This window comes from Streptomyces sp. NPDC101776 (assembly GCF_044766845.1).
Lineage (GTDB): Bacteria > Actinomycetota > Actinomycetes > Streptomycetales > Streptomycetaceae > Streptomyces.
The window spans coordinates 994-15,012 of record NZ_JBIWMV010000009.1; the positions used below are offsets into that span (position 1 = coordinate 994).

The following is a 14,019-nucleotide window of genomic DNA, read 5'->3' on the forward strand; positions in this document are numbered from 1 at the left end:
GGTGCCGGTGGTGGTTTCCGGCGTGACGACAGCCGTGGCGAGCGTCCGCCCTTCCGACGGGACGACAACCGCGGTGCCGGTGGTGGTTTCCGGCGTGACGACAGCCGTGGCGAGCGTCCGCCCTTCCGACGGGACGACAACCGCGGTGCCGGTGGTGGTTTCCGGCGTGATGACAGTCGCGGTGAGCGTCCGCCGTTCCGTCGCGACGACCGTGACAACCGGGGTGAGCGTCCGGCCTTCCGGCGTGACGACGACCGTGGTGACCGTGGCAGCTACCCCCGCCGCGACGACCGTGGCGGTAGCGGTGCCAGTAGTGGTGGCGGTGGCGATCGGGGTGGGTTCCGTGGGCGGGACGACCGTTCCTCGGCGCCGCGTCGTGATGACCGGCCCGCCGGTCCCCGCCGTGACGACCGTCCTGCCGGCCCCCGTCGCGATGACCGTGGCGGCGATCGCGGAAGCCGTCCCGGTGGTTTCCGTCGGGACGACAACCGTGGTGAGCGTCCGCCGTTCCGGCGCGACGACCGGAGCGACAACCGGGGTGGCGAGCGTCCGCCCTTCCGTCGTGATGACCGTAGGGACGACCGCCGCGACGGCGACCGTCCCGCGTTCCGGCGTGACGACGACCGTGGTGACCGTGGCAGTTACCCCCGCCGTGACGACCGTCCTGCCGGTCCGCGTCGTGATGACCGTGGTGGTGAGCGTCCGCCCTTCCGTCGGGACGACAACCGTGGTGAGCGTCCGCCGTTCCGTCGCGACGACCGTGACAACCGGGGCGAGCGTCCGGCCTTCCGCCGCGACGACGACCGTGGCGACCGTGGTGGGTTCCGTGGGCGGGACGACCGTTCCTCGGCGCCGCGTCGTGATGACCGGCCCGCCGGCCCTCGCCGTGACGACCGTCCTGCCGGCCCCCGTCGCGATGACCGTGGCGGCGATCGCGGAGGGTTCCGTCGGGACGACAGCCGTGGCGAGCGTCCCGCGTTCCGGCGTGACGACGACCGAGGTGGTTACCCCCGCCGTGACGACCGGCGTGATGACCGTCGGGGCGACGACCGCCGTGGTGGCGGCAGCCGGTTCCGGGACGAGCGTGACCGCGACCGTGAGCCGATCAAGCGGCTGCCGATCCCCGAGGATGTCACGGGCGAGGAGATCGACAAGGACGTACGGCAGGAGCTGTTGAGCTTGCCGAAGGGGCTCGCGGAGGATGTTGCCAAGAACCTGGTGATGGTCGCCCGGCTCATCGACGAGGACCCCGAGAGCGCCTACGCCTACTCCAAGATCGCCCTGCGACTGGCGTCGCGCGTCGCCGCCGTACGTGAGGCGGCCGGGTTCGCCGCGTACGCGAACCAGAAGTACAGCGAGGCGCTGGCCGAGTTCCGGGCCGCGCGGCGGATGACCGGCAGCGTGGATCTGTGGCCCGTGATGGCCGACTGCGAGCGTGGGCTCGGGCGGCCGGAGAAGGCGCTGGAGATGGCCGGGGCCCCCGAGGTGCACAAGCTCGACAAGGCCGGGCAGGTGGAGATGCGGCTCGTCGCGGCCGGTGCCCGGCGTGACATGGACCAGCTCGACGCGGCCATCGTCACCTTGCAGAGCCCCGAGTTGGCCTCGAACACCGTGCAGCCGTGGACCGCGCGACTGCGGTACGCCTACGCCGACGCCCTGCTCGCCGCCGGCCGTGAGGGCGAGGCGCGGGAGTGGTTCGCCAAGGCCGTGGAGTCCGACAAGGACGGCAGCACGGACGCGTCGGACCGGCTCGCCGAGATGGACGGTGTCGAGTTCGTCGACGCGTTCGTCGAGGACGAGGACGATGACGACGAGCGCGACGACGTGGCCGAGCCCCAGGAGGCCTCCGTGGCCGACGAGGCGGAAGCCGACTTCGACGACGAGGACGACGAGGACGACGACATCGAAGACGTCGTTGCCGAAGCCGAAGCCGAGGTCGAGGCCGAGGAAGACGTCGTCACAGAAGACGTCGTCACAGAAGACGTCGTCACAGAAGACGTTGCCAAGGAAGTCGTCGTCAAAGAAGAAGACGACAAGGACTGACGACACCGCACGTCAGTGACAAGGGCGGGATCCCGGTACCGGGATCCCGCCCTTTCCCGTTTCCGGAGTCGGTGGTGGTGGCGTCTCAGACGTCCAGCGCGCGCAGCACCAGCCCCGACGCCGGTTTCGGGCCGAAGGACGTCGACTTGCGGGGCATCGTGACGCCCTGGAGGGCCAGGTCGCGTACGACCTCCTCGCGGACGGGGTGCATCAACACGGCCGTACCGCCGTCGCGTTCGGCCTTGCGGACCGTGGCGGCGGTGTCGTGGATGTAGGCGATGCGCGTCGGGTCATCCTCGGGGATGAGCCAGACATGGTCCAGGAGAGTGGCGTGCAGGACCGTGGCGTCCAGGGTGCGCCAGGCGGCGGGGCGGTCGGCCGGGATCGTACGGGCCAGGAGGTCCGGGTCCGGGTGGTCGACCAGGTGGAAGGCGCCGTCGCCGGCGAGGAGGAAGGCGTTGCCCGCGCAGGCCGCGTCGGCCAGGACCTCCAGGGCTTCGGGGAGGGGTACTTCCAGGTGTCGCACGCGGAAGAGGCCGTCCAGGGACGACAGCGCCTCGGCCACCGGGAGTCCGTGCAGAAGGCGGTGGATCGCGCGGACGCGGAGCGGGTAGCGGGTCGTGTCGACGAGGAGGACCAGGCCGTAGTCCCAGGGGCTGGGGGAGGGGTGCTCCGCGCGTAGACGTCGGTAGGTCGCCCAGCGGTGATGGCCGTCGGCGATCAGGGCCTGGTGGTGGGCGAGGTCCGTCTGGATGCGGGCCAGGTCGGCGGGGTCGGTGACCGACCAGAGCCGGTGGCTGTAGCCGTCCTCCGTAGTGGTCGAGAGGAGGGCGGGGTCCTCGGCGATGCGCTCGACGACCGTCGTCGTGTCGGCCGGTGAGCCGTTGCCCCGGTAGGTCAGGAGCAGGGGTTCCAGGTTCGCGGAGGTGGCGCGCATGAGGGCCGCGCGGTCCGCGATCACGTGCGGCATGACGTCCTCGTGCGGCAGGACCACGCCCTCCGACGGGTCCGACAGACGCAGCGCGCCGATGACGCCGCGCTGCAACAGTCCGTTGCCGTCGCTCTGTTCGTAGACGTACAGGCCCGGCTCGGGGTCGGTGGTGAGGACCCCCTCGGAGAGCCAGCGGTGCAGGGTGTCGGCGGCCTGTTCGTTGCGGGCGCCGACGGTGGTGGCCTGCGGGAGGATCAGCCGGACGATGTTGTGCGGGTCGGAGTTCTGGAGATGGTGCAGACCGTCGGGGCGTACGACGACGTCGTACGGTGGGGACGTCACGGCGGCCAGGCTGCCGACCAGGTCGGGGTCGTAGCGGAGGCCTCGGAACGGGGTGAGTTCCAGGCCTCGGCGCTCCGTTGCTTCCGAGTGACCTGCGGTGTTCATCCCGGCATCGTACGTGTGTCAGTGGCGTGCGGGATGATCGGGTGAAAGCGATCGAACGAGGAGCGATGTGGAATGAGCCAGAGCGTCAGGACGAGTCCCGAGGGCAGTGGCCGGGCCCTGAGCGAGGCGTACGACACGGCGCTGCTCGACCTCGACGGGGTGGTGTACGCGGGGGGCAACGCGATCGCCCACGCGGTCGACTCGCTCGCCACCGCGCGCGCGGGCGGGATGCGGCTCGCCTATGTCACCAACAACGCGCTGCGGACGCCGGATGCCGTTGCCGAGCATCTCACCGAGCTGGGGATTCCGACGGGGGCCGATGACGTCATCACCTCCGCGCAGGCCGTCGCCCGGCTGATCAGCGAGCAGGTGCCGGCCGGCTCTCGCGTGCTGGTGATCGGCGGGGAGGGGCTGCGGGTCGCGCTGCGCGAGCGCGGGCTGGAGCCTGTCGACTCGGCCGACGACGAGCCGGTGGCGGTCGTGCAGGGGTACGGCGGGCCCGACCTGGTGTGGTCGCGGTTCGCGGAGGCCTGTTACGCGATCGCGCGCGGGGTGCCGTGGTTCGCGTCCAACACCGACCTGACGATCCCGGGCGCGCGCGGTATCGCGCCGGGCAACGGCGCGGCGGTGGAGGTCGTACGGATAGCGACCGGGGCCGAGCCGCAGGTGGCGGGGAAGCCGTTGCCGCCGATGCACAAGGAGACGATCCTGCGGACGGGCGCAGAGCGGCCGTTGGTTGTGGGGGACCGGCTGGACACGGACATCGAGGGGGCGTTCAACGGGGAGGTCGACTCGCTGCTCGTCCTGACCGGTGTGACCGACGGCGCCCAGTTGCTGGCCGCGCCGCCGCAGCACCGTCCGACGTACGTCGACGCCGATCTGCGGGGCATGCTGACCGGTCAGCCCGAGGTCACCGGGGCGGGAGACGGCTTCCGGTGCGGGGGTTGGACCGCGACGGCGGGCCGTGACCGGCTGGAACTCGACGGTGAGGGCGAGCCCTTGGACGGGCTCCGGGCGCTCTGTGCGGCGGCCTGGACGGCGGCGGGGGACGGCTCCTGCGCGCTGGACGGGGAGAAGGCGCTGGCGAGACTGGGGCTGTGAACAGGGCGCTCAGGGGCCACACCTTCCAGGCGGAATGCGAGGGTAGGCTAACCTAACCTCGTGTTGGTCGACAGTCCCCCAGAACAGCGCGCGGAGTCCGCCCCCGCGCCCCCAACCCGCCGGGCGATACGTGTCCTTGGGCTCTTCGCCTCCGTGGCGCTCCTGGTGCTCGTCTCCCTGGCGAGCATCGCGATCGGCGCGAAATCGCTGCCGTTGGGGGATGTGTGGCACGGCCTGTTCCATGATTCGGGGACGTACACGGACGTCGTGGTCGGCGACCGGATCTCCCGTACGCTCCTCGGGCTGCTCGCCGGTGCCGCGCTCGGGCTGTCCGGCGCCGTCCTCCAGGCGCTCACCCGCAACCCGCTCGCGGACCCCGGACTGCTCGGCATCAACGCCGGCGCCTCGGCCGCGGTCGTCACCGCCATCACGTACTTCGGTGTCACGTCACTGAGCGGCTACGTCTGGTTCGCCTTCGCGGGCGCGGCGGTGGTCGGGGCGCTGGTCTGGTTCCTGGGCGGCAGCCGGGGTGCCACGCCCGTGCGCCTCGCGCTCGCCGGCACCGCGATCAGCGCCGCGCTCTACGGCTATCTCCAGGCCGTCATGATCATGGACGACGCGGCGCTCTCCAGGATGCGCTTCTGGACGGTCGGTTCACTGGCCTCGGCCACCGGCTCGACGATCACCCAGGTCGCGCCGTTCCTCGCGGTCGGCACGGTGATCTCCCTGCTGCTCGCCCGGCCGCTGAACGCGGTGGCGATGGGCGACGACACCGCCCGCGCCCTCGGCGCCAACCTCAACCGGACCCGGGCGCTCGCCATGCTCTCCGCGACCGTGCTGTGCGGCGCGGCGACCGCCGCCTGCGGCCCGATCGTGTTCGTCGGCCTGATGGTGCCGCACGTGGTGCGCTCCTTCACCGGCCCCGACCTGCGCTGGATCCTGCCGTACGCCACGGTCCTGTCGCCCGTGCTGCTGCTCGGTGCCGACGTGCTCGGCCGGCTGATCGCGCGGCCCGCGGAGCTTCAGGTCGGCATCGTCACCGCGGTCATCGGCGGTCCGGTCTTCATCTACCTCGTACGGCGCCGAAGGACGACTCAGCTGTGAATCTCTCTCGTACGACGGCGGAGGACGGCCCGGCTGTGCAGGCTCCCCCACTGCGGGCCTCCCGTGACCGGGCCGTACGGACCGGTGGTCTCTCCTTCCGCCTCGACCTCCGTGCCTTCGCGGTCGTCGTCCTCCTCCTCGTCTGCGCGCTCGCCGCGAGTGTCGTACTGATCGGCACCGGTGACTTCCCGATCCCGGCCGGTGACGTCCTCAAGACGCTGTTCGGGGGCGGTGACGCGGGCCAGGAGTTCATCGTCAACGAGTTGCGGCTGCCGCGCGTCCTCGTCGGGCTGCTGGTCGGCGCCTCGCTCGGGCTCGGGGGTGCGCTGTTCCAGTCCATCTCCCGTAATCCGCTGGGGAGTCCGGACGTGCTGGGCCTCTCGCAGGGGTCGACGGCCGGGGCGCTCGTCATGATCGTGCTGTTCTCGGGCAGCGCGACCGCCGTCACCCTCGGCTCGCTCGTCGGCGGTCTGGTGACCGGGGTCGCGATCTATCTGCTCGCCTGGAAGCAGGGGGTGCACGGGTACCGGCTCGTCCTGGTCGGCATCGGCGTCTCGGCCGTGGCAACCGCCGTCAACGGCTATCTGCTCACCAAGGCCGATCTCGTCGACGCGGCCCGCGCGGTCGTGTGGATGACCGGTTCCCTCAACGGCCGTGACTGGACCCAGGTCTGGCCGCTCCTGGCACTGTGCGCCGTCCTGCTGCCGCTCGTCCTCGTGAACGCGCGCGGGCTGCGGATGATGGAGATGGGCGACGACGTGTCGTACGCCCTGGGCGTGCGCGTCGAGCGCGTCCGGCTGCTGCTGATGGTGGCCGCCGTGCTGCTCACCGCGGCCGCGACCGCCGCCGCCGGACCGGTCGGCTTCGTCGCGCTTACGTCGCCGCAGCTCGCCCGGCGCCTGACCCGCTCGCCGGGTCCCAACCTGGTGCCCTCGCTGTGCATGGGCGCCACCCTGCTGGTCACCGCCGACTGGGCCTCCCAACGGGCCTTCGGCGCCGACCAGTTGCCCGTGGGCGTGGTCACCGGAGTCCTCGGCGGGGTCTACCTGCTGTGGCTGCTGGTCACCGAGCGCAAGGCGGGCCGGATATGACCGCGGAGAAGAACGCGGATACGAACACCTCGGCGAACGAGGCCAACCGAAGGAGCGCCGTGAACCGCCTGTCCGCCGAGCACGTCACCCTCGCCTACGACCAGCGTGTCATCGCACGCGAGCTGTCGGTGGAGATACCCGACAACTCCTTCACGGTGATCGTCGGCCCGAACGCGTGCGGCAAGTCCACGCTGCTGCGCGCCCTGTCGAGGATGCTGAAGCCGAGCGAGGGCCGGGTGCTGCTCGACGGGCAGGTCATCCAGTCGATGCAGGCGAAGAAGGTCGCGCGCATCCTGGGCCTGCTCCCGCAGTCGTCCATCGCGCCCGACGGGATCACCGTCGGCGACCTCGTGGGCCGCGGCCGGTACCCGCACCAGGGCATCCTGCGCCAGTGGTCCCAGGAGGACGAGCGGGTCGTACAGGAGTCGATGGCGCAGACCGGTGTCGCCGAGCTGGCCGATCGCTATGTCGACGAACTGTCCGGCGGGCAGCGGCAGCGGGTGTGGATCGCGATGGCGCTCGCCCAGCAGACACCCCTGCTGCTGCTCGACGAGCCGACCACCTACCTGGACATCCAGCACCAGATCGACGTCCTCGACCTGTGCGCCGAGCTGCACGAGGAGCAGGGCCGCACGCTGGTCGCGGTGCTGCACGACCTCAACCACGCGGCCCGGTACGCCACCCACCTCATCGCGCTGCGGGAGGGCTCGGTGATCGCGCAGGGTGCCCCGGGCGACATCGTCACGGCCGAACTGGTCGAGGAGGTCTTCGGGCTGCGCTGCCAGGTCATCGACGACCCGGAGACGGGGACGCCGCTGGTGGTGCCGGCCGCGCGCAAGGCACGTACGCAGGCGCGGACCGACCTCGACAAGGTGGCCGCCGCAGAAGCTTCGTGAACTACAGAAGCTTCCTGAGGCGGAACAGGTCGAAGACGTTGGCCTCCAGCTTCACCCGGCCCGAGCCCCAGGCCTTCGCGAAGTTCAGGCCGCCGTCGACCATGGCCACCAGGTCGTCGCCGGCCATGGTCAGCCTGATCTGGGCCTTCTCCGCCGGAAGGCCCTGCACGGTCTCGTCCACCACGATGCGGCCGCCGGTGAGCCGGCCGACGAACGTGGTGTCGAGGTCGGTGATCCGGCAGCTGACCGAACGGTCCATGGCCGCCGCTGCGCGGACATTCCCGTCGGCCTTCTGCATGTTGTCGGAGAGCTTCTCGAGTGCGACGCGGCACTCTTCGATCGTTGCCATCGTGATCGACGGTACCCCAGGCCGTCGGGGTAGCGTCTGGGCATGAGCGACTCAGTTCCCGAGGCCGAGGCCGGGACGGCGGCCGAGGCTGTTCCAGAGGCGGAGCCCGCGTACGACCCCGCCGCCCCCGCGCCCCTGAACGTGGACCGCACCCCGAGCGGCAACGCCGACGTCGACGCCCAGCTCGGGCGGCTGGCCGACACCGACCACCTCGCCACGGACGGACATGTCGAGGTGTACGAGGATGTACACCGGGGGCTGCGCGACGCGCTCACCGCGCTCGACGCCCGCCCGGGACCTCCGGCTCCCACCCGTCACCCGACCACCGCCCCTCAATGAGATCCTTCGGATCACCCCCATCGATTGCCGTACACCAACAGGAGCTGAACCGAACGTGGCAGGAGTGGCACGCCGACGTCTCGACGCCGAGCTGGTCCGACGGAAGCTCGCGCGGTCGCGGGAGCACGCGAGCCAGTTGATCGCCGCCGGCCGGGTCACCGTGGGCAAGACGGTCGCGACCAAGCCGGCCACCCAGGTGGAGACCGCGGCCGCCATCGTCGTCGTAGCGGACGACGGGGACCCCGACTACGTGTCGCGCGGTGGCCACAAACTCGCGGGCGCGCTGGAGGTCTTCGTGCCGCGGGGGCTCGTGGTCGAGGGACGGCGGGCGCTGGACGCCGGCGCGTCCACCGGAGGCTTCACCGATGTGCTGCTGCGGGCGGGTGCCACGCAGGTCGTCGCCGTGGACGTCGGGTACGGACAACTCGCGTGGTCTCTGCAGAGCGATGAACGCGTCACCGTCAAGGACCGTACGAACGTACGCGAGTTGACGCTTGAAGCGATCGATGGGGAGCCTGTGGATCTAGTCGTGGGGGATCTGTCCTTCATCCCGCTCGGGCTGGTGCTGCCCGCCCTGGCGCGGTGCACGAAGCCGGACGCGGACCTGGTGATGATGGTCAAGCCGCAGTTCGAGGTGGGGAAGGAACGGCTGGGGAGCGGGGGCGTCGTGCGCAGCCCCGAGCTCCGGGCCGAGGCCGTGCGCGGAGTCGCCCGGCGGGCGGCCGAGTCGGGGCTCGGGGTGGAAGGCGTCACCGCCAGCCCGCTGCCCGGGCCGTCCGGGAATGTCGAGTACTTTCTGTGGCTGCGGGCCGGCGCACCCGAGCTGGACCCGGCCGATGTTGACCGTGCAGTGGCGGAGGGGCCGCGTTGACACAGAACCGAGCTCGTACTGTTTTCCTGCTCGCGCACACGGGTCGCCCTGCGGCCATCCGGAGCGCCGAGCTGGTCGTGAAGGGGCTGCTGCAGTCCGGTATCGGAGTGCGCGTCCTGGAGTACGAGGCACGCGACCTGCCGCTCCCCGACGAGGTGGAGACGGTCACCGAGGCCACCCCGCAGTGCCTTGAGGGCTGCGAGCTGCTCATCGTCCTCGGCGGTGACGGCACGCTGCTGCGCGGCGCGGAGTTCGCGCGGGCGTCGGGGGTGCCGATGCTCGGCGTCAACCTCGGCAGCGTGGGGTTCCTCGCGGAGGCCGAGCGGGACGATCTCGACAAGGTCGTGGACCGGGTGGTCACCCGGGCGTACGAGGTCGAGGAGCGGATGACCGTCGATGTCGTCGTGCACAAGAACGGGAACATCGTGCACACGGACTGGGCGTTGAACGAGGCGGCGGTGCAGAAGGCCGGCGCCGAGAAGCTGCTGGAAGTCGTGCTGGAGATCGATGGGCGCCCGGTGACCGGGTTCGGGTGTGATGGGATCGTTTGTGCGACGCCCACCGGGTCTACCGCCTACGCCTTCTCCGCGGGTGGGCCTGTGGTGTGGCCCGAGGTCGAGGCGTTGTTGATGGTGCCGATCAGTGCGCATGCGTTGTTCGCGAAGCCGTTGGTGACCTCGCCGGATTCTGTGTTGGCCGTTGAGGTGTTGCCGCACATCCCCCCGGGGGTTTTGTGGTGTGACGGGCGGCGGACTGTTGAGCTGCCTGCGGGGGCTCGGGTCGAGGTGAGGCGGGGGGCTGTGCCTGTGCGGCTTGCTCGGCTGCATCATGCGTCGTTCACGGATCGACTTGTTGCGAAGTTCGCGTTGCCTGTTTCGGGGTGGCGGGGGGCGCCTCATTAAGCGCGGCTGAGTGAGGGCTGAGCGCGCCCACGCGGCGGAGCCGCAAATAGACACAGCCCCGCGCCCCTAAAAAGCGGGTCGGGACACTCCCCCGGGTGACAGGGTGCCTCGCGCTTGTCCCGCCCTACCTCGTAAGGTCTTCACCGTGCTGGAAGAGATGCGGATACGGTCGCTCGGAGTCATCGACGACGCTGTCGTCGAGCTGTCGCCGGGGTTCACCGCTGTGACGGGTGAGACGGGTGCGGGCAAGACCATGGTCGTCACCAGTCTCGGGTTGTTGCTCGGAGGGCGGGCGGACCCGGCGCTGGTGCGGATCGGGGCGAAGAACGCGGTGGTGGAGGGGCGGATCTCCGTCCCTCCGGGCGGCTCCGCCCTGCTGCGGGCCGAGGAGGCCGGTGCCGAACTGGAGGACGGGACGCTGCTGATCAGCCGTACCGTTTCCGCCGAGGGGCGGTCCCGGGCGCATCTGGGCGGGCGGTCCGTGCCGGTGGGGGTGCTCGCCGAACTGGCCGACGAGCTGGTCGCCGTGCATGGGCAGACCGATCAGCAGGGGTTGCTCAAGCAGTCCCGGCAGCGGCAGGCGCTCGACCGGTACGCCGGGGACGCCGTCACCGGGCCGTTGGCCAAGTACGGCGAGGCGTACCGGCGGCTGCGGGCCGTCGCCGTCGAGCTGGACGAGATCACCACGCGTGCGCGTGAGCGGGCCCAGGAAGCCGACATGCTGCGGTACGGGCTCGACGAGATCGCCGGTGTGGAACCTCGCGCCGGGGAGGACGTGGAACTCGCCGCCGAGGCCGAACGGCTCGGGCACGCCGAGGCGTTGGCGTCCGCCGCCACGGCCGCGCATGCCGCGCTCGCCGGCAACCCCGAGGACCCCGAGGGCATCGACGCGGCGACCCTCGTCGCGGGTGCGCAGCGGGCGCTGGAGGCCGTACGGTCGCACGACCCCGAACTGGCCTCGCTCACCGACCGGATCGGGGAGATCGGCATCCTGTTGGGCGATGTGGCGGGGGAGTTGGCGGGCTACGCCGACGACCTGGACGCCGATCCGCTGCGGCTGGCCGCCGTCGAGGAGCGGCGGGCCGCCCTCAACGCGCTCACCCGGAAGTACGGCAAGGACATCGCGGCCGTGCTCGCGTACGCCGAGCAGGGGGCTTCGCGGCTGACCGAACTCGACGGCGACGACGAGCGGATCGACGAGCTGACCGCCGAGCGGGACGCGCTGCGGGGTGAACTGGGCGGTCTGGCGCAGGCGTTGACCGACGCCCGGACCGAGGCCGCCGCGCGGTTCGCCGCGGCCGTCACCGCCGAGCTCGCGTCCCTCGCGATGCCGCACGCGCGTGTGTCGTTCGAGATCCGGCAGGCCGAGGACCCGGAGGGCGTCGAGGTCGGGGGTCGTGCGGTCGCCTACGGCCCGTCGGGCGTCGACGAGGTCGAGTTGCTGCTCGCCCCGCATCCCGGTGCTCCGCCGCGGCCCATCGCCAAGGGCGCGTCCGGCGGTGAGCTGTCGCGCGTGATGCTCGCGGTGGAGGTCGTGTTCGCGGGGACCGATCCCGTACCGACGTATCTCTTCGACGAGGTCGACGCCGGTGTCGGCGGCAAGGCGGCCGTCGAGATCGGGCGGCGGCTCGCGAAGCTCGCGAAGACCGCGCAGGTCGTGGTCGTCACCCACCTTCCCCAGGTCGCCGCCTTCGCCGACCGGCAGTTGCTGGTCGAGAAGACCAACGACGGGTCCGTCACCCGCTCCGGTGTGAAGGTCCTCGAAGGCGAGGACCGCGTAAGGGAGTTGTCCCGGATGCTGGCCGGCCAGGAGGACTCGGAGACGGCCCGCGCACACGCGGAGGAGTTGCTGGCGACGGCACGCGCGGACGGCTGAGCGCTTCGGTCGCCTTGCGCGGCAAGGGAGTTGGCGATCCCTGGGAGCGGAAGAACCACGTCGGCCGGACCGTCGATCTGTACGCGGTTCCGGCCGTCGTCGCCGGAACCGCCCTTGCCACAGCGCGCGTTCGGCCGGCCGCCGGGTGTGTGCGGTGGGTACGGCGATGGCGCTGGAGCGGGTAACCCACGGCGGGGTCTCCGGGCTCATCTCTCCGCCCTCCGGGACAGTGAGGTCAACGGACGGGCCGGGCTCGTGGCGCATGCCGCCGCTGTCGTGGCCGCGGCTGTCCACGGCGATCAGGTGAGCGAGTTCGCACGCTCGGTGTGAAGGAGGCGTACGCCTTCACTCGTACGGGTGACATGCCCCGCCCGTGTTGCCCACCCGTACGGCCCCCGACTCCTGAGGCGTTGTCGGAACACCCGTACGTGCTGGCATCCTTGGGACGGAACGCGTAGGAAGCGTGCGGTACACCCCCTCCGTCCGATCCTTCTGTACTTTCTTCGTGACCGCCCGTCGCCGAACCAGGAGCCCCGGCCACGTGACCCCCGTGAGCAGCCACTCACCGCACGGCCAGTCGCCGCTGCGCACCGTGCAGGTGCTCGGCGGGGGCGATGCCGCCAGCAGCGCGCATGTGCGCTCCCTGGCCTCCGGGCTCGTCGCACGGGGCGTGCGGGTGACGGTGTGCGCCCCCACCGAGGCCGATCACACCTACGACTTCACGGGTGCCGGTGCCGAACACGTGCACGTGCCGCGCAGCAGCGACCCCGCGTCCGTGGCGGCGCTGCGGGCCGCCTGCGCGGACGCCGACCTGGTGCACGCGCACGGGCTGCACGCCTCCTTCCGCGCCGTCCTCGCGCTCAGCGGCCGCCGCACCCCGCTCGTCGTGACGTGGCACAACCGCGCCCATGCCGAGGGAGCGCGGGCCCATCTGCTGCGGCTGCTGGAGCGGCGGGTCGTGAAGGCCGCCGTCGTCGTCCTCGGGGCGACGTCCGATCTGGTCGACCGGGCGCGGCGGACGGGCGCCCGGGACGCCCGGCTCGCCGCCGTCGCACTGCCGGGGCCGCGCCGCGCCGCCGTGGACCACGAGGACCCCGACCGGCTGAGCCCCAAGCTGCGGGCCGAACTCGGTGTCGCCGACCGCCCGTTGCTCATCGCCGTCGGCTCGCTCGACCGGCAGCGCGGCTACGACACGCTCCTGGACGCCTCCCGCGGCTGGTGCCGGCTCGATCCGACGCCGTTGCTCGTGATCGCGGGGGAGGGGCCGCTGCGGGGCGAGTTGCAGCGGCGGATCGAGGACGAGGAGCTGCCGGTCCGGCTCATCGGCCGGCGCGACGACGTCGGCGAACTCCTCGCCGCCGCCGATCTCGCACTCCTGCCCAGCAGTTGGGAGTCCCGCTCGGTGATCGCCCAGGAGGCCCTGCACGCCCGCGTGCCGCTCGTCGCGACCGCCGTCGGCGGCATCCCCGAACTCGTCGGCGACGCCGCCGCACTCGTGCCCTACGGCGACGCGAAGGCCCTCGCCGACGCCGTCACCGGACTGCTGCGCGACCCCGAACGCCGGGAACTGCTGCGGGAGAAGGGTGCCCGGCAGGCGGCCACCTGGCCCACCGAGGACGAGACCGTCGCCCAAGTGCTGAGCGTCTACGACGAGTTGACCCAGCCCCTGCCGCTGACCTGAGACGGGCGGCGCCTACGGCGAGCTGCCGGACCTCGTGCGCACGGCGCTGGCGCAGTCGGTCGGCGCGGCTCCCGGGGCCGTGCACCGCCTGCCGCGCGACTGTCCGCCCGAGACGCACCTGTCCGACCACAACGCCGGCCGGCACATCCACTTCAGTCGCAACGGCACTCCGGCCGAGCGCTGGGCCGGTCGGCTGATCGTCGCCCAGCTCGCCCTGATCGAGGCCGGGGATCGGGCGGTGACGCCGGGGCGCTGCGCCGCGGCCTGATGAGGCGACTATTTCGTGGACCAGTCGCGGAATCGGACACGGCGGTTGTGCTCCGACGCGTGCGCGAGCCGGACGACGGTCGCGGCCCGTCGGGCCCGGGCGGCGAAGAACTCGTAGCGG

Annotated in this window: 15 protein-coding genes; 13 read left to right on the top strand and 2 right to left on the bottom strand. The window is 71.7% G+C overall.

The features are described 5' to 3' along the window. Both ACIRRY_RS26415 and ACIRRY_RS26420 read left to right on the top strand, forming a co-directional pair. On the top strand, positions 1 to 1,177 hold a 1,177-nt coding region (locus tag ACIRRY_RS26415), incomplete at its 5' end, for a hypothetical protein (protein WP_403977599.1). After that, a complete protein-coding gene (locus ACIRRY_RS26420; RefSeq protein WP_403977578.1) occupies positions 1,114 to 2,043 on the top strand; it encodes a hypothetical protein in 930 nt (309 codons plus the stop codon). The genes ACIRRY_RS26415 and ACIRRY_RS26420, both read left to right, overlap by 64 nt. An 85-nt stretch (positions 2,044 to 2,128) precedes the next feature. Here ACIRRY_RS26420 and ACIRRY_RS26425 read toward each other — a convergent pair whose 3' ends face one another. Further along, positions 2,129 to 3,421 carry a DUF1015 family protein gene (locus ACIRRY_RS26425; protein WP_403977019.1) on the bottom strand — a complete coding sequence of 431 codons (1,293 nt, stop codon included), beginning with the start codon at positions 3,419 to 3,421 and terminating at the stop codon, positions 2,129 to 2,131. A gap of 72 nt (positions 3,422 to 3,493) precedes the next feature. Here ACIRRY_RS26425 and ACIRRY_RS26430 point away from each other — a divergent pair, with 72 nt between their 5' ends. Genes ACIRRY_RS26430 through ACIRRY_RS26445 form a run of 4 tightly spaced genes read left to right on the top strand, consistent with a single transcriptional unit; the run spans position 3,494 to position 7,613 of the window. Beyond that, positions 3,494 to 4,522 (top strand): HAD hydrolase-like protein, encoded by a 1,029-nt coding sequence (locus tag ACIRRY_RS26430; protein ID WP_403977021.1) that lies wholly within the window; start codon positions 3,494 to 3,496, stop codon positions 4,520 to 4,522. A 60-nt stretch (positions 4,523 to 4,582) separates the two neighbouring features. Then, positions 4,583 to 5,626: a FecCD family ABC transporter permease gene (locus ACIRRY_RS26435; protein WP_403977023.1), complete on the top strand. Its 1,044-nt coding sequence runs from the start codon at positions 4,583 to 4,585 to the stop codon at positions 5,624 to 5,626. Positions 5,627 to 5,676: 50 nt separating this feature from the next. Beyond that, complete coding sequence (locus ACIRRY_RS26440) at positions 5,677 to 6,717, top strand: FecCD family ABC transporter permease (RefSeq protein WP_403977580.1); 1,041 nt, start codon at positions 5,677 to 5,679, stop codon at positions 6,715 to 6,717. Next, entirely contained in the window at positions 6,714 to 7,613 is a 900-nt protein-coding gene (locus ACIRRY_RS26445) for an ABC transporter ATP-binding protein (RefSeq protein WP_403977025.1), read from the top strand. The genes ACIRRY_RS26440 and ACIRRY_RS26445 overlap by 4 nt, the downstream gene beginning before the upstream one ends. 1 nt (position 7,614) lies before the next feature. On the opposite strand, the gene ACIRRY_RS26450 is transcribed toward ACIRRY_RS26445, so the two are convergent. Continuing rightward, on the bottom strand, positions 7,615 to 7,962 hold the full coding sequence (locus tag ACIRRY_RS26450) for an SCP2 sterol-binding domain-containing protein (protein ID WP_403977027.1): 348 nt from the start codon (positions 7,960 to 7,962) through the stop codon (positions 7,615 to 7,617). A 42-nt stretch (positions 7,963 to 8,004) separates the two neighbouring features. Here ACIRRY_RS26450 and ACIRRY_RS26455 point away from each other — a divergent pair, with 42 nt between their 5' ends. The 7 genes from ACIRRY_RS26455 (at position 8,005) to ACIRRY_RS26485 (ending at position 14,016) form a co-directional block, all read left to right on the top strand. Then, positions 8,005 to 8,301 (top strand): hypothetical protein, encoded by a 297-nt coding sequence (locus ACIRRY_RS26455; RefSeq protein WP_403977029.1) that lies wholly within the window; start codon positions 8,005 to 8,007, stop codon positions 8,299 to 8,301. A gap of 55 nt (positions 8,302 to 8,356) precedes the next feature. Next, positions 8,357 to 9,172 carry a TlyA family RNA methyltransferase gene (locus ACIRRY_RS26460; RefSeq protein WP_403977031.1) on the top strand — a complete coding sequence of 272 codons (816 nt, stop codon included), beginning with the start codon at positions 8,357 to 8,359 and terminating at the stop codon, positions 9,170 to 9,172. Next, positions 9,169 to 10,074: an NAD kinase gene (locus ACIRRY_RS26465; protein ID WP_026179466.1), complete on the top strand. Its 906-nt coding sequence runs from the start codon at positions 9,169 to 9,171 to the stop codon at positions 10,072 to 10,074. Before ACIRRY_RS26460 ends, ACIRRY_RS26465 begins: the two co-directional genes overlap by 4 nt. Before the next feature lie 157 nt (positions 10,075 to 10,231). After that, on the top strand, positions 10,232 to 11,950 hold the full coding sequence (recN, locus tag ACIRRY_RS26470) for a DNA repair protein RecN (protein WP_403977582.1): 1,719 nt from the start codon (positions 10,232 to 10,234) through the stop codon (positions 11,948 to 11,950). 541 nt (positions 11,951 to 12,491) lie between these two features. Next, positions 12,492 to 13,631 (top strand): glycosyltransferase family 4 protein, encoded by a 1,140-nt coding sequence (locus ACIRRY_RS26475; RefSeq protein WP_403977033.1) that lies wholly within the window; start codon positions 12,492 to 12,494, stop codon positions 13,629 to 13,631. Between the two features lie 34 nt (positions 13,632 to 13,665). Continuing rightward, entirely contained in the window at positions 13,666 to 13,899 is a 234-nt protein-coding gene (locus ACIRRY_RS26480; protein ID WP_403977035.1) for a hypothetical protein, read from the top strand. 15 nt (positions 13,900 to 13,914) lie between these two features. Beyond that, positions 13,915 to 14,016, top strand: coding sequence for a CGNR zinc finger domain-containing protein (locus ACIRRY_RS26485; RefSeq protein WP_403977036.1), 102 nt, complete (start codon positions 13,915 to 13,917; stop codon positions 14,014 to 14,016). Positions 14,017 to 14,019: the final 3 nt, after the last annotated feature.

Coding starts and splice junctions, on each gene's coding strand:
- ACIRRY_RS26425 (WP_403977019.1), bottom strand. CDS start 3,421: ATGAACACCGCAGGTCACTCGGAAGCAACGGAGCGCCGAGGCCTGGAA.
- ACIRRY_RS26430 (WP_403977021.1), top strand. CDS start 3,494: ATGAGCCAGAGCGTCAGGACGAGTCCCGAGGGCAGTGGCCGGGCCCTG.
- ACIRRY_RS26445 (WP_403977025.1), top strand. CDS start 6,714: ATGACCGCGGAGAAGAACGCGGATACGAACACCTCGGCGAACGAGGCC.
- ACIRRY_RS26450 (WP_403977027.1), bottom strand. CDS start 7,962: ATGGCAACGATCGAAGAGTGCCGCGTCGCACTCGAGAAGCTCTCCGAC.
- ACIRRY_RS26455 (WP_403977029.1), top strand. CDS start 8,005: ATGAGCGACTCAGTTCCCGAGGCCGAGGCCGGGACGGCGGCCGAGGCT.
- recN (WP_403977582.1), top strand. CDS start 10,232: ATGCGGATACGGTCGCTCGGAGTCATCGACGACGCTGTCGTCGAGCTG.